Here is a 13234-nt window from a genome sequence, read left to right as displayed (position 1 = left end):
CATTCCGGACCTCCGCTCCTTACGGAACGAGGACGTGAGAGCCGCCCGGGGCGGTCCGGGGCGACGCCGGGCGGGAGGCGGTGCCAGGCTGGGGGCATGCAGCAGCAGTACGAGCCCGTCGAGGCCCGAACAGCCGGCCGGCCCACCCGGATCCTGGTCGTGGACGACGACCCGACCGTCGCGGAGGTCGTCGCCGGCTACCTGGACCGCGCCGGCCACCTCGTCGACCGCGCCGACGACGGCCCCACGGCCCTCACCCGCGCCGACGCGCACCGGCCCGACCTGGTGGTGCTCGACCTGATGCTGCCCGGCATGGACGGCCTGGAGGTGTGCCGCCGGCTGCGCGCCCGCGGCCCGGTGCCCGTCGTCATGCTCACCGCCCGCGGCGACGAGGAGGACCGGATCCTCGGCCTGGAGGTCGGCGCCGACGACTACGTCACCAAACCCTTCAGCCCCCGCGAACTGGTCCTGCGCGTGGAGTCCGTGCTGCGCCGCACCCGCCCGCAGGCCGCCTCGCCGGCCCCGCCGATCGGCGCGGCCGGACTGACCGTCGACCCCGCCGCCCGGCGGGCCACCAAGCACGGCGCCGAACTCGCGCTCACGCTCCGCGAGTTCGACCTGCTCTCCTTCTTCCTGCGCCATCCCGGACGGGCGTTCGGCCGCGAGGACCTGATGCGCGAGGTGTGGGGCTGGGACTTCGGCGACCTGTCCACCGTCACCGTCCACGTCCGCCGGCTGCGCGGCAAGGTCGAGGACGACCCGGCCCGGCCGCGCCTGATCCAGACCGTGTGGGGCGTGGGCTACCGCTTCGGGACCGGCGCCGGGGAGACGAGCTGACCATGCGCGACACCCTCCTCATCGCCCTGTGCGCCTTCGCCGGCGCCGCGGCGACCGGTCTCGCCGGAGCGGGCGTGCTGCGGCTCATCCGACGCCGCTCGCTCACCGCCTCGCTCGCCGTGGTCGCGGCGGTCGGCGTGCTGGCGATGCTGGCGGGCACCCTCGCCGTCGCCTGGGCGATGTTCCTCTCCCCGCACGATCTGACCGTCGTCACGACCGTGGTCGCCATGGCGGCCGTGGTCTCCCTGGCCACCGCCCTGCTGCTGGGCCGCTGGGTGGTGGCCCGCAGCCACGAACTCGCCGCCGCCGCCCGCTCGTTCGGCGACGCCGGCGCCTTCCGGGCCCCCACCGGACCCGCCACCGCCGAACTCGACGCGCTGAGCCGGGAACTGGCGGCCACCAGCGCCCGCCTGGCCGAGTCCCGGCAACGCGAGAGGGCGTCGGAGACCTCCCGCCGTGAACTCGTCGCCTGGATCTCCCACGACCTGCGCACCCCGCTCGCCGGACTGCGTGCCATGGCCGAGGCCCTGGAGGACGGGGTCGCCGCCGACCCCGGCCGCTACCTGAAGCAGATCCGCACCGAGGTCGAGCGCCTCGACGCGATGGTCGGCGACCTCTTCGAACTCTCCCGCATCCACGCCGGCACGCTTTCGCTGTCCCTCTCCCGCATGTCCCTGTACGACCTGGTCGGCGACGCCCTGGCGGGCGCCGACCCCCTCGCCCGCGAGCACGGGGTGCGACTGGTCGGCGCCCACGTCGAGCCGGTGCCGGTGGAGATCGACGGCCGGGAGATGAGCAGGGTCCTGGGCAACCTGCTGGTCAACGCGATCCGCCGGACACCCGCCGACGGCACGGTGGCCGTCGCCGCCGAGCGCGGACCCGACGGCGTGGTCGTGTCGGTGTCGGACGGCTGCGGCGGCATCCCCGAGGAGGACCTGCCCCGCGTCTTCGACACCGGCTGGCGCGGCACCGACGCCCGCACGCCCCCGGCCGGCGCGGGCCTGGGCCTGGCCATCGTCCGGGGGATCGTGGAGGCGCACCGGGGGCGGACCGCCGTACGCAACATCCCCGGCGGCTGCCGCTTCGAGGTGACGCTGCCGCTGCCGTCGTAGGGGCGTTCACCGCCCGTCCGGAGCCGCTGCGAACTCCCGCATGCCCTCAGCGAAGCCCACCGCGGGCCGCCACCCCAGTTCCGCCCGCAGCCGTGCGGGGTCCGCGGTGATGTGCCGGACGTCGCCCAGCCGGTACTCGCCGGTGACCACGGGCCGGGGTCCGCCGTGTGCCGCGGCCAGCGCCCGTGCCATCTCGCCGACCGAGTGCGGCTCACCGCTGCCGGTGTTGTACACCCGCAGCACTCCCTCGGCCGTGTCCGCCTCCAGCGCGGCCACGTTGGCCGCCGCCACGTCCCGGACGTGCACGAAGTCCCGCCGCTGCCGCCCGTCCTCGAAGACGCGCGGGGCCTCGCCCCGGGCGAGCGCCGAACGGAAGAAGGAGGCGACCCCCGCGTACGGGGTGTCGCGGGGCATCCGCGGCCCGTACACGTTGTGGTAGCGCAGCGACACCGCCGACCCGGCCGTCACGCGGGCCCAGGCGGCGGACAGATGCTCCTGCGCCAGCTTGGTCGTGGCGTACACGTTGCGCGGATCGGCCGGTGCGTCCTCGCCGACCAGCCCGGGGGAGAGGTCCTGCCCGCACACCGGGCAGAGCGGCTCGAACCGGCCCGCGTCCAGGTCGGCCACGGCTCGCGGCCCCGGCCGCACCACCCCGTGCGCACGGCACTCGTACCGGCCCTCCCCGTACACCACCATCGAGCCGGCCAGCACCAGCCGCCCCACGCCCGCCTCGGCCATCGCGCCCAGCAGGACGGCGGTGCCCAGGTCGTTGCGCGAGACGTACTCCGTCGCGTCGGCGAACCCGGTACCGAGACCCACCATGGCCGCCTGATGGCACACGGCGTCGACACCGGCCAGCGCGCGGGCCACCGCCGCCGCATCGCGTACGTCGGCGGCGGGATCGTCCCGGACGTCGTACACCACCGGCTCGTGCCCGCGCTCCCGCAGCGCCTCGACGACGTGGGACCCGATGAACCCGGCACCGCCGGTGACCAGTACACGCATACGGCCACGCTAGGTCGGGGACCGCGCCGGGACGGGTGACCGGCCCGGCACGTCACCGCTCCGTAAGACCTCGCCGGCCCGCCGGACCGGTCACGGGGAGACGGTGGCGCGGGGCGGCATCCACCGGTGGGTGCGGGGCACCATGCCGTCGACGCCGTACTCCTTCCGCAGATGTTCGGGGATGGCGTGGTGCATGACCCGCCCGCGGGTGAGGGAGGACAGGTCGAGGACCGTGGTCAGATGGCCGAGCCGGTCCAGGGCCCAGCCACCGAGGGGCGAGCGGTCCTCGATGGTCTCCAGCACGCCCAGCAGCCGGGGAACGGCCTCGACCTGGACGTCCCAGCGGGTACGGGGCACCCGCAGCCAGTCGGCGCACGTGTCGCCGACGAGATGGCGGATGAGCACGGAGACGATCGGGTCGAAGAAGGTGCCGGGCACGACCTCCTCGTAGAGGTCGATGAGCTGCCGGGTCAGCTCCGCACCCTCCTCGGAGGGGCCCATGTGCCGGATCATGTACAGGTCGAGGAAGGCCCGCGCGTCCTCCAGGGTCTTCGGTACGGCGTCCTGGTCGACGCCGAGCATCGCGCCGACCACCCGCCAGGCGTAGTAGTAGGCCTCCGCGCCCTCGACGGTCATGTGCGCCGCCTGCGCGGCCCCGGGCCGGTGGGCCACGGCGGACCGCAGCGCGAGATGGACGGTGGGCCGGCCGTGTCAAGCCCCGCCGCGAGCAGCACGGACTGCTCGTCCGGACCCCCTCGGCGTCCGGCATCCCCAGCCACGTCTTCTCCCCTCGCCCGAGCACGGGACGGCGCCGGTTTGCGCGCCACCGCCGCCAGCGCGGCCCGCGCGGCCGGCGGGAGACCCGCGGAACTCACCAACGAGTGATCATTCCGCATGCCCGTACGTGTCCGCCCCCGGCAGGAGATCCCGCCTCGGCGGGCCCGGGAAGTCCTGCCCCGGCGGGGATGTACGGGCGGGAATGTCCGGGCGCCCGGACCCGTTGACACCCATGTGACTGACATGCACGGACCAAGAAGATGATCCGGTCGGCAACGTGGTGTCGGTCTTCGAAAGGAGGGTCCCATGGCACGCAGCACCGTGCGTCCCGTCGTCCGGCTCACGTCGGCGGCCGGAACGGGCGTCACCTATGTGACGCGCAAGAACCGACTCAACGACCCCGACCGGCTGGTCCTGCGCAAGTACGACCCGGTGGCCGGGCGGCACGTCCTCTTCCGTGAGGCGCGCTGACCCGGGCCCGCGTCGGCCCCAGGACCGCTGAGAGGAAGGACAACCCCATGAGGCCCGGAATCCATCCCGTATCCCGCCCGGTCGTCTTCCGCGACCGTGCCGCGGACGTGGCGTTCCTGACCCGCTCCACCGCCGGCTCGGACCGGACGGTCGAGTGGGAGGACGGCGTCACCTACCCGGTGATCGACGTCGAGATCTCCTCGGCGAGCCACCCGTTCCACACCGGCACGTCCCGCGTGCTGGACACCGAGGGCCGCGTCGAACGCTTCCGGCGTCGCTACGGCCGTACCGCGCCGGCCCGCAGCCGGCACTCGTGACGAGGGGAGGGGACACGGATGAAGGTGCGTAAGTCCCTGCGCGCGCTGAAGTCCCGGCCCGGCGCCCAGGTGGTGCGCCGGCGGGGAGTGACCTACGTGCTCAACAAGAAGGAACCCCGCTTCAAGGCCCGCCAGGGCTGAACCGGGTGAGGGTGGCGAGGCCGGTGTGCGCCGCGGTGACGTCCGCGGCGCACACCGGCCGCCTGTCGTGTACGGCCAGGGGCCGGAGGGAGGCGTGGTCCGCCTCCACACCGAGGTCCGGACGCTCGCTCTCCGGTGAACCGTGGACCGCCGGTCGTACGAAGGAGGCTGCTTGACCTTGACGTCGGCGGCAGGGTCGGACGATGACCGGCATGAACAACACCGCACCACGGAGCAGCAGGGTCGTCGCCGTCACCGGAGGCGGCACCGGGATCGGCCGGGCCACCGCCCGCGCCTTCGCCGCCGAGGGCGCCCACGTCGTCGCGATCGGACGGCGCACCGAACCGCTCGCGGAGACCGCCGCCGGGCACGACCGGATCACACCGCTGGCCGCCGACATCACCGCCGAGGGCGAACCCGAGCGCATCGTCCGAGCCGTACTGGACACACACGGCCGACTGGACGTGTTGGTCAACAACGCCGGCATCGTGCGCAGCGGCGCCCTCGGGACGCTGACGCCGGAGATCATCGCGCCTCAGCTCGCCACCAACCTCGTTGCCCCCGTCCTGCTGGCCCAAGCCGCGCTACCGCACCTGGAGACGGCGCGCGGGGTGATCGTCAACGTCAGTACGTCGGTGGGCCAGCGGGCCTGGCCGGGCAACTCGGTCTACGCCGCGACCAAGACCGCCCTGGAACTGCTGACCCGGAGCTGGGCGATCGAGCTGGCACCCCGCGGGATCCGGGTCGTGGCCGTCGCCCCCGGCGCGATCGACACCCCCATCGGCGAACATCAGGGCCTGACGCCGGAGCGAATGACCGCGGTGCGGGAATGGCAGTTGGCGCACACCCCATGGGGCCGGGTCGGCCGGCCCGAGGAGGTGGCCTGGGCGATCACCCGACTTGCCGCACCGGCGGCGTCGTTCGTGACCGGAGTGGTCCTCCCGGTCGACGGCGGAGCGGTCGTGGCGTGATAGGAGTGATCCGGGAGGTGGGACGGGTGCGGATCGGTGAGCTGGCCAAGGCCGCTGCGACGACCGCCCGTGCGCTGCGGCACTACGAGCAGGCGGGGTTGATCTCCTCCGAGCGGGCGCCCAACGGCTACCGCGTCTACGACGAGGGGGCGGTCGTGCGGGTGCGCAACATCCGCTACCTGCTGGCCGCCGGACTCACCCTGGACGACGTGCGCGTGTTCCTGCCGTGCCTGGACGGCGACGTGGCTGCCGCACCGCCGTCGGAGAGAGGTCTGCGCGTCGCGTCGGAACGGTTGGCGGTCCTCGACGAGCGGATAGCCGCCCAGACCGAGGCCCGCGACCGGCTGGAAGCCGCACTACGGCAGAGAACCGGTGGTCCGATCCGCCCGGTGGTCCGACCGGTTGTCCCGAGGTAGAGGCCGGAGAACTTCCTGAGCACGACGAGACGCTCCCGACCGGACATGTCTCGTGCCCGGGTGATCGACTTCCGGCCACCCGTCCGAACTCATTTGTCCCCACTGGAAGTTCAGCACCTGGATATAGGGTGGCGGCATGGCGCTGCACCTCTTCGAACTGAATGTCAAAGCCCGGGACGACTCGGCGCTGGGCCGGTTCTGGGCGGAGGCGCTCGGCTGGGACGTTTCCAGCGCGGAGCCCGGTGCGACCAGCGTCAAGCCCGTGGGTCCCGTCTGGCCGGACCCCGCCGCCGTCCGCATCGATGTCATCGCCGTCCCGGACCCCGAAACAGTGAAGTACCGCGCGCACATCGAACTCGCGACCGACTCCGCGGCCCATCACGCGGAGTCGGTGGCGCGCCTTGAGGAACTGGGCGCGACACCCGCCGATGAGGGCCACGGCGACCTCGCGCGGACGGTCCTGGCCGACCCGGAGGGCAACGTGTTCTGCGTCCTGGAGCCCCGGGAGACCCACCGGGACACCGGACCGATCGCCGCGGTGGTCGTCGACTGCGCGGACCCGCGGGCCATGGCCCGGTTCTGGGGCGAGGCGATGGACTGGACCGTCCACGACGTGACCGACGATCGTGCGCTGCTGCGCTCCGCCAAGGGTGTCGGCCCGTATCTGGAGTTCCTCCGCACGCCCCACCTGACGGACGTGCGGCACCGCCTCCATCTCGACCTGGCGCCCCACCCCTTCGACGGTCGACGTCAAGCGGCGGAGGTGGCCCGGCTCGGAGCCCTCGGCGCGACGTCCGCCGACGCGGGCCGGGGCGACTTCCCGTGGCAGGTCCTGACCGACCCGGAGGGCAACGAGTTCTGCGTCCTCGGCCCGGCCTGACGCGGAGCCCCCCCGCGCCCACGCGGGGAAGGCCCGCGCCCGAGGACGCCGTGCCGCGCTGCCGACGGGCGGGCGGCCCCTCCTCCCGGTCCACGAAGGGCCCGCCCGTGTCCGGCGCACCGTGGGACACCCCTCACCGCGTCCCGGGCAGACGCCGCAGCTCACCGATCCTCATCAGGCGGGCGAGCCGAGGTAGGCCACGGTCAGCGTCAGCGTTCCCGCGGCGAGGGCGAGGGCCCCGGCGTTGAGTGCACCGCCGATCAGGAGCGTGTACAGGCTGGTCGGCACCGTGTTGTGGGTACTGGCCAGGAGCCCCGTGCCCAGCGCGGTGGCCTGAAGTACCTGCCGGACGAGTCCCGTTGTCCGGGAGGCGACCGTGCCCACCACCATCGGCAGCGAGGAGCGGGCCGGTTCTCCCGTCGCCGTCCGGTCCCGCCGGGCGGCATGCCGCCCCCGTGCTCGCTGTCCCGATGACGCGGTCCGCGCCGTGGTCTTCGCCCCCTGCACCATGGTGACAACGTACGGGCTCACGATCTTCGGGCTGGACCGCCCCGGCTCCGCCCCGGCCGTCGCCCCGGGGCGCCGTCGGTCAGGCCGGGCGGGGCGGCGGGGCGGGCGTCGCGCGGCCGGCGGTGGTCTGCTGGATGAGGTGGTCGACCACGTCGGAGAGGCTGTGCCGGCGGCGGTACGCCCGGCGTTGGCGGTCGGCACCGTTGCCCGCGGTGCCGAGGCGTTCCCGCGCCGCACGGACCAGGCGGCGCTCCGCCGGAGCGAGGGCCGGCAGGGCGGTGCGCCAGAGCCGGTCGAGGTGCACGGCCGCCGGTTCAAGCCGGCCGGTCCGCTGGTCGAGGGCCCGGCCCCGGATGCCGTCGCGGGCGGCGCGCCAGTACGCGGCCCGCAGCAACTCGGGCTGCGGGCGCGGGGCGGGCCGCCCGTCCCGTACGGCGGACAGGGCGGCGCCGGCCAGACCCTTGACGGCCGCGGCGAGGAGCAGTGTGTCATCGACCGTGGGCGCGGCGTCGGCGACCCGGATCTCCAGGGTGGGCACGTGATGGGAGGGACGGATGTCCCAGTACAGCCCCCCGCGGTCGAGGAGGGTCCCGCTCGCGATGAGCCGGCCGACGAGGTCCTCGAAGTGGGAGACGGACTCGAAGTACGGCGGGGCGCCGGCCACCGGCCACCGCCCCCAGGTGAGCGTGCGCCAGCCGTCGTAGCCGGTGTCCTGCGCGTCCCAGTACGGCGAGTTCGCACTCAGCGCGATCAACGCCGGCAGCCAGGGCCGCAGATGGTTGGCGACCTCCAGCGCGGTGGCCAGGTCGGGGATGCCGACGTGGACGTGGCATGCGCAGACGCTCTGCTCGTTGTCCAGGGCGCGGAAGGTCGCCAGGCTCTGGGCGTAGCGGGCCCCGGCGGTCAGCGGTGGGGGACTGTGCCGGCCGAGGACCGGTGTGCCGCTGGAGACGATGCGCAGTCCGAGACGGGCGGCGGCGTCTGCCACGGCCTGGCGCGTCCCGCTCAACTCCGCGCCCAGGCCGGCCAGGCTGCCGTGCGGATCGGTGCGCACCTCGACCTGGAACCGGGTCAGTTCGGTGGTGACCCGGTCACCGAGCCGCTCCGCGGCCTGCGCCACGACCTTGTCCGCCCGGGTGCTCAGCTCCCGGGAGACCGGATCCACCAGCAGGTACTCCTCCTCCACACCGACCGTGAGCGCGGGCTCGCCGCCGAGGCTCTGTGACGTGCCGCTGCCGCTCGCCGGCACGGGCCGCGTGCCGGTGGATGTCCACGTCTCACTCTCCATGGCCATCAGTGTGACCCCGGTGGTCACGATGCCGGGGCACACAAGTCGGCCAAGCGGCCGACGCCGCCCGGGTGCACCGAGGACCACGTTCCGGAAGGTGCTCCGCTCGCCCGACACGGCCGGCTGAGCGAGGGAGATCACCCCCGCCGGCCGAGCCGCCCGAAAACCGGTCGCGGACGGTGGCACGGTCCGGCACACTCCGGGGTGTGGACCGTCTGACAGAGATCGCCGATCGGCTGGCCCAGGTCAGGGGTGTCGTCGCGGTGGCCCTCGGTGGCAGCCGGGCGACGGGGACGCCCCACCCCGACTCCGACCACGACCTCGGCCTGTACTACCGGCCGCCCCTGGACACCGACGCCCTGCGGCACCTCGCGGCCGAACTGACCGGCGTGCCGGTCGAGGTGACAGAGCCCGGCGGCTGGGGGCCGTGGGTGGACGGCGGAGCCTGGCTCACCGTGGACGGCCACCGCGTCGACTGGATCTACCGTGACCTGGACCGGGTGCGCCGGATCTGGGCGGACTGCCAGGACGGACGCTTCGAAGTGGGCGCTCAGCCCGGCCATCCGCTGGGGGTCTACTCCCACACGTACGTCGGCGAGGTGGCCGTCGGGCGCGTCCTCGCCGACCCCGGCGGCGAGCTTCAGGCCCTGAAGGAGCGGGCACGCCGATACCCGGAACCGCTGCGCGAAGCACTCATCGCCGACGCGCGGTGGGAGACCCCGTTCATCCTGGCGGCCGCCCGCAAGGGAGCGGCACGTGGTGACACCTTCTACGTCGCCGGCTGCCTCTTTCGCGCGGTGGGTCTCCTCGTGCACGCCCTGCACGCCCACGCGCGCTCCTGGGTGCTGAACGAGAAGGGCGCGGTCCGGGCCACGGGAGACCTCCCTGCCGCTGTCCCCGCTTTCGTCGCGCGGGCTCACGGGCTGTTCGCCGCGCTCGGCACCACCCCGGACACCCTGCGCGCCGCGTTGGACGCGGCGGACGACCTGGCCGCCGAGATCTGCGGGCGGCTCACCTCCTGACGGCAGCCCCACCACGGCCCGCCGGGGCCCCGGCGGGCACGCCAGGGCCCCCGGCCGGCGGGGAGGTCGGCCGCCGGAGCGCGGAGGTCACTTGGTCGCGCCCTGGGCGAAGCCGTTGTAGATGTACCGCTGCAGGAAGAGGAAGACGAGGAGGGTCGGCAGGATCACCAGGATCGTGCCGGCGGAGATGTCCTCCCAGTGCGCTCCGAACGGCCCCTTGAAGCGGAAGAGCGCGGTGGAGATGGTGCCCAGGTCCTCGGACGGCATGTAGAGGAACGGTATGTAGAAGTCGTTGTAGACGGTGATGCCCTTGATGATGACGACCGTGGCGATCGCCGGTTTGAGCAGCGGCAGGATGATCCTCCAGTAGATGGTGAAGGTGTTCGCCCCGTCCAGGCGCGCGGCCTCGTCGAGGGAGACCGGGATGCCCCGGATGAACTGGAGGAAGATGTAGATCGAGACGATGTCCGTGCCCATGTAGAGCAGGATCGGCGCCCAGATGCTGTTGAACAGCCCGAAGCTGTTGACCACCTGGAAGGTCGCGACCTGTGTGGTGACGCCGGGTACCAGGGTGGCGACCAGGAACAGCCCCATGATCAACTTCTTCGCCCGGAAGTCGAAGCGGTCGATGGCGTACGCGGTCATCGAGCCGATGATCACCGTGCCGGTGATGGAGAACAGCAGGATGAAGGTCGTGTTGGCGAAGGCGGACAGCATCTTGCCGTCGCTGAACGCCGTCGCGTAGTTGTCGAAGTTCAGCCAGTCGCCCGGCAGTGACAGCGCACCGCCGTCCGAGACCTCTTCGGAGGTCTTGAGGGAGGTGAGGAAGACGACGACGAGCGGGATCAGCACGACCAGGGAGGCCGCGATCAGCGACAGGTAGGTCAGTGCGGGTGCGATCCGGCGGCGGGCGGGCAGGGGCGTGGTCATACGAGGTCCACCTTCTCGTCGGGCACGAGGCGGCGCTGGATCCAGGTGATCAGCAGGATGATCAGGAGCAGGACGACGGCGGCCGCCGAGGCCAGGCCGGTCTTGTTGAACTGGAAGGCGAGTTTGACCGTCTGGATGACGAACGTCGTCGTGCCGGTCGCGCCGCCGGTCATGATGTACGGGATCTCGAACACGGACAGGGATCCGGAGACCGCCAGGATGACGCTCAGGCTGACAACCGGCCGGATGCCCGGAGCGATGATGTGCCGGAACTGCTGCCAGCGCGTGGCCCCGTCCAGTTGGGCCGCCTCGTACAGCTCGGCGGGGATCGACTGGATCGCGCCGAGGAACAGGACGAAGTTCAGCCCGGTGAAGCGCCAGACGGACACTCCCGCCAGCGAGGTGTTCGCCGAGGACGGGTCACCGAGCCAGGCGTGGCCGGAGCCGGCGCCGAACCAGGACAGCACCGAGTCGAGCGTGCCGCCGTCCTGGAAGAAGTACAGGAAGACGAAACCGATGGCCACGCCGTTGATGAGGTAGGGGAAGAACAGGATCCCCTTGAACAGGTTGCGGCAGCGCAGGTCGAAGCTGAGCACGGTCGCGAAGTACAGGGCGATCACGATCTGCACGGCCGACGCGGCCAGGTAGTAGAAGCTGACGAAGAACACCCGGAACAACTCGGGACGGGTGAAGATCTGCTCGTAGTTGTCGACGCCGGTGAAACGGCGGTCGGGGCTGACGCCGTCCCAGTCGGTGAAGCTGTAGTAGATCATGTTGCCCACGGGCACGTAGGTGAACGTGACCAGCAGGAGGAGGGGGACGGCCAGGAAGAACCACGGGGTGAGCCGGCGCAGGACGCGTACGCCCCGGCGGCCCTCGCCCCCGGCGGGCGTCCTGGAGGGCGGCGGGGCGGTGCCCGGCACCTTCGCGGGTGCCGTGCGGGTCGTCTCGGTCATATCGGGCCTTTCGTCTTCGCGGGTGAGCGACGGGCGGTGGCCCCGTCCGGGGTGCGGACGGGGCCGGTACCGGCGTCCGGCCGGGCCGGGAGCACCGGCGCCGCTCAGGAACCGGCGGTCCGGGCCGCCTCGTTCCACCGCTTGTCGAGGTCCGCGAGGTAGTCGTCGAGACTGCCGTGCTGCGCGCCGCGGGCGAGGTCGACCAGCTTCTGGCGGTAGTCCGGTTTGTTCAGGCCGATCTCGGCGGCGTTGTCGATCGTGTTGACCTCGCCGGTCTTCGCCTCGGAACGCTCCATGAAGGTGACATCGTTGTCAACGAAGTCCTTCAGGGTGCTGGGCATGGGAGCGGACTTCAGGACCGGCACGGCGCCCTCCTTCGCCGAGTAGCCCGACTTCTGGGTGAACCAGTCGATCCAGGCCCGGGCGGCCGCCTTGTGCGAGGAGTGGATGTTGACCGCCTGCTGGTAGTCGCTGGCGAGGACGGCGCAGTACTTGCCGCCCTTCTGTACGGGGAAGGGCATGAAGCCGATGTCGCCGGGGTCGGTGCCGGCCTTCTCGGCGGCGTCCTGCATCTGCGTGACGGCCCACGAGCCGAGCTGCATGGTGGCGACCTTGCCCTGGGCGATCAGTCCCTTGGACGCCTCCCAGTTGGTCGTGCTGGGGTCCTTCTCGGACAGGCCGCCCTTGACGATGTCGTAGAGCAGGGTGTCGATCGTGTTCAGTTCACCGCCCCGCTTCCACGGGGAGACGGCGCCGGCGAGCTTGTCGTTCGCCTTGGCGTCGCAGGTGGCGGAGCCGATGTTGTTGGTCCAGGCGGTCAGCGGCCAGCCGTCCTTGAAGTTCGTGTAGTACGGCAGGGCGTCCGTCTTCGCCTTGACGGCCTTCAGGTCGGTGAGGAACTCCTGCGGGGTGGCCGGCCACCTGGTGATGCCGGCCTTCTTCCAGACGGCCTTGTTGTAGAGGAAGCCGTTGGCCGTGCCGAACTGGGCGATGCCGTAGACCTTGCCCCCGACGTCGGTCTTGTCGCTGAACCGGTACGTGGCGCTCAGGTCCGCATCGGTGCCCAGCGGGGCGAAGAACTTCGGGTAGTCGTTCTTGGCGACGGCGGCCGGGATCATGAGGACGTCACCGTAGTCCTCGGTGTTCATCCGGATCTTGACCTCGCCCTCGTAGTCGGTGAGGGCCTCGAACTTCACCTTGACCTTGGGGTAGGTCTTGTTGAACTCGTCGGCGTACCTGGCCATCGTGCCGTTCTGGACGAGGTCGGTGCGGGCCGTCAGCACCTTGATCGTGCCCGACGCGTCGGCCGGGTCGGCGGGTGCCTTCGCGGTCTCGGTGGAGGCCGTGCCCCCGCCCCCGCAGCCCGCGACGGTCAGTATCGCGGTCGTCAGAAGCGCTCCGGTCAGTGTCTTCGTCTTCCCCATGTGCCCAGCTCCTTCAGGTTGGCGGCTCAGCTCTGCGAGTGGGATGTCGGCACTATGTCAGCCCTCGGTTAACCGGTAAAGCTAAAATTTCGAGCGCGATGCGTAATTGTTACCGTCCGATGGCTCTCGCCCCCTGCGACGTGGCACTCTCGCCGGAGAGTCGCCCGACTGGGGTCA

14 protein-coding genes and 2 pseudogenes are annotated in these 13234 nt (G+C 72.1%); 9 read left to right on the top strand and 7 right to left on the bottom strand.

The window, feature by feature from the left end; translation table 11 throughout:
• The first annotated feature begins 96 nt into the window (after positions 1 to 96).
• Together D9753_RS01535 and D9753_RS01530 are read left to right on the top strand one after the other, a co-directional pair.
• Positions 97 to 837, top strand: coding sequence for a response regulator transcription factor (locus tag D9753_RS01535; protein ID WP_121785367.1), 741 nt, complete (start codon positions 97 to 99; stop codon positions 835 to 837).
• A gap of 2 nt (positions 838 to 839) precedes the next feature.
• Positions 840 to 1949, top strand: coding sequence for a sensor histidine kinase (locus tag D9753_RS01530; RefSeq protein ID WP_121785366.1), 1110 nt, complete (start codon positions 840 to 842; stop codon positions 1947 to 1949).
• Positions 1950 to 1955: 6 nt separating this feature from the next.
• Here the strand turns inward: D9753_RS01530 and D9753_RS01525 are convergent, their stop codons facing one another.
• A complete protein-coding gene (locus D9753_RS01525; RefSeq protein ID WP_121785365.1) occupies positions 1956 to 2954 on the bottom strand; it encodes an NAD-dependent epimerase/dehydratase family protein in 999 nt (332 codons plus the stop codon).
• Between the two features lie 90 nt (positions 2955 to 3044).
• Positions 3045 to 3593, bottom strand: a pseudogene (locus D9753_RS01520) (oxygenase MpaB family protein); the annotation flags it as partial.
• 444 nt (positions 3594 to 4037) lie between these two features.
• On the opposite strand from D9753_RS01520, the gene rpmG reads away from it, so the two are divergent.
• The 6 genes from rpmG to D9753_RS01490 all read left to right on the top strand — a co-directional run bounded on the left by rpmG (position 4038) and on the right by D9753_RS01490 (position 6927).
• Positions 4038 to 4202, top strand: coding sequence for a 50S ribosomal protein L33 (rpmG, locus tag D9753_RS01515; RefSeq protein WP_121785364.1), 165 nt, complete (start codon positions 4038 to 4040; stop codon positions 4200 to 4202).
• Positions 4203 to 4249: 47 nt separating this feature from the next.
• The gene (locus tag D9753_RS01510; RefSeq protein WP_121785363.1) at positions 4250 to 4519 is read left to right on the top strand and encodes a type B 50S ribosomal protein L31; all 270 of its coding nucleotides are present in this window, start codon (positions 4250 to 4252) and stop codon (positions 4517 to 4519) included.
• A gap of 18 nt (positions 4520 to 4537) precedes the next feature.
• Positions 4538 to 4660, top strand: coding sequence for a type B 50S ribosomal protein L36 (ykgO, locus tag D9753_RS01505; protein WP_121785362.1), 123 nt, complete (start codon positions 4538 to 4540; stop codon positions 4658 to 4660).
• Positions 4661 to 4863: 203 nt separating this feature from the next.
• Positions 4864 to 5631: an SDR family NAD(P)-dependent oxidoreductase gene (locus tag D9753_RS01500; protein ID WP_121785361.1), complete on the top strand. Its 768-nt coding sequence runs from the start codon at positions 4864 to 4866 to the stop codon at positions 5629 to 5631.
• A 26-nt stretch (positions 5632 to 5657) separates the two neighbouring features.
• Positions 5658 to 6047: a MerR family transcriptional regulator gene (locus D9753_RS01495; RefSeq protein WP_121790826.1), complete on the top strand. Its 390-nt coding sequence runs from the start codon at positions 5658 to 5660 to the stop codon at positions 6045 to 6047.
• Positions 6048 to 6183: 136 nt separating this feature from the next.
• Positions 6184 to 6927 carry a VOC family protein gene (locus tag D9753_RS01490; protein WP_121785360.1) on the top strand — a complete coding sequence of 248 codons (744 nt, stop codon included), beginning with the start codon at positions 6184 to 6186 and terminating at the stop codon, positions 6925 to 6927.
• 240 nt (positions 6928 to 7167) lie between these two features.
• On the opposite strand, the pseudogene D9753_RS01485 reads toward D9753_RS01490, so the two are convergent.
• Positions 7168 to 7437, bottom strand: a pseudogene (locus D9753_RS01485) (murein biosynthesis integral membrane protein MurJ); the annotation flags it as partial.
• Positions 7438 to 7516: 79 nt separating this feature from the next.
• A complete protein-coding gene (locus D9753_RS01480; protein WP_121790825.1) occupies positions 7517 to 8725 on the bottom strand; it encodes a carboxylate-amine ligase in 1209 nt (402 codons plus the stop codon).
• Between the two features lie 206 nt (positions 8726 to 8931).
• Between D9753_RS01480 and D9753_RS01475 the strand changes: the two genes are divergently transcribed.
• Positions 8932 to 9747, top strand: coding sequence for a nucleotidyltransferase domain-containing protein (locus D9753_RS01475; RefSeq protein WP_121785359.1), 816 nt, complete (start codon positions 8932 to 8934; stop codon positions 9745 to 9747).
• Between the two features lie 87 nt (positions 9748 to 9834).
• On the opposite strand, the gene D9753_RS01470 is transcribed toward D9753_RS01475, so the two are convergent.
• From D9753_RS01470 to D9753_RS01460, 3 genes are all read right to left on the bottom strand, one after another.
• Positions 9835 to 10677, bottom strand: coding sequence for a carbohydrate ABC transporter permease (locus tag D9753_RS01470; protein WP_121785358.1), 843 nt, complete (start codon positions 10675 to 10677; stop codon positions 9835 to 9837).
• Complete coding sequence (locus tag D9753_RS01465; RefSeq protein ID WP_121785357.1) at positions 10674 to 11633, bottom strand: carbohydrate ABC transporter permease; 960 nt, start codon at positions 11631 to 11633, stop codon at positions 10674 to 10676. The genes D9753_RS01470 and D9753_RS01465 overlap by 4 nt, the downstream gene beginning before the upstream one ends.
• Positions 11634 to 11737: 104 nt before the next feature.
• Positions 11738 to 13057: an ABC transporter substrate-binding protein gene (locus tag D9753_RS01460; RefSeq protein ID WP_121785356.1), complete on the bottom strand. Its 1320-nt coding sequence runs from the start codon at positions 13055 to 13057 to the stop codon at positions 11738 to 11740.
• Between the last annotated feature and the right edge of the window lie 177 nt (positions 13058 to 13234).

The sequence above is a fragment of the Streptomyces dangxiongensis genome, assembly GCF_003675325.1.
Lineage (GTDB): Bacteria > Actinomycetota > Actinomycetes > Streptomycetales > Streptomycetaceae > Streptomyces > Streptomyces dangxiongensis.
The sequence above is the reverse complement of the archived record's forward strand: the minus strand, read 5'-3'. Positions and strand labels throughout refer to the sequence as shown.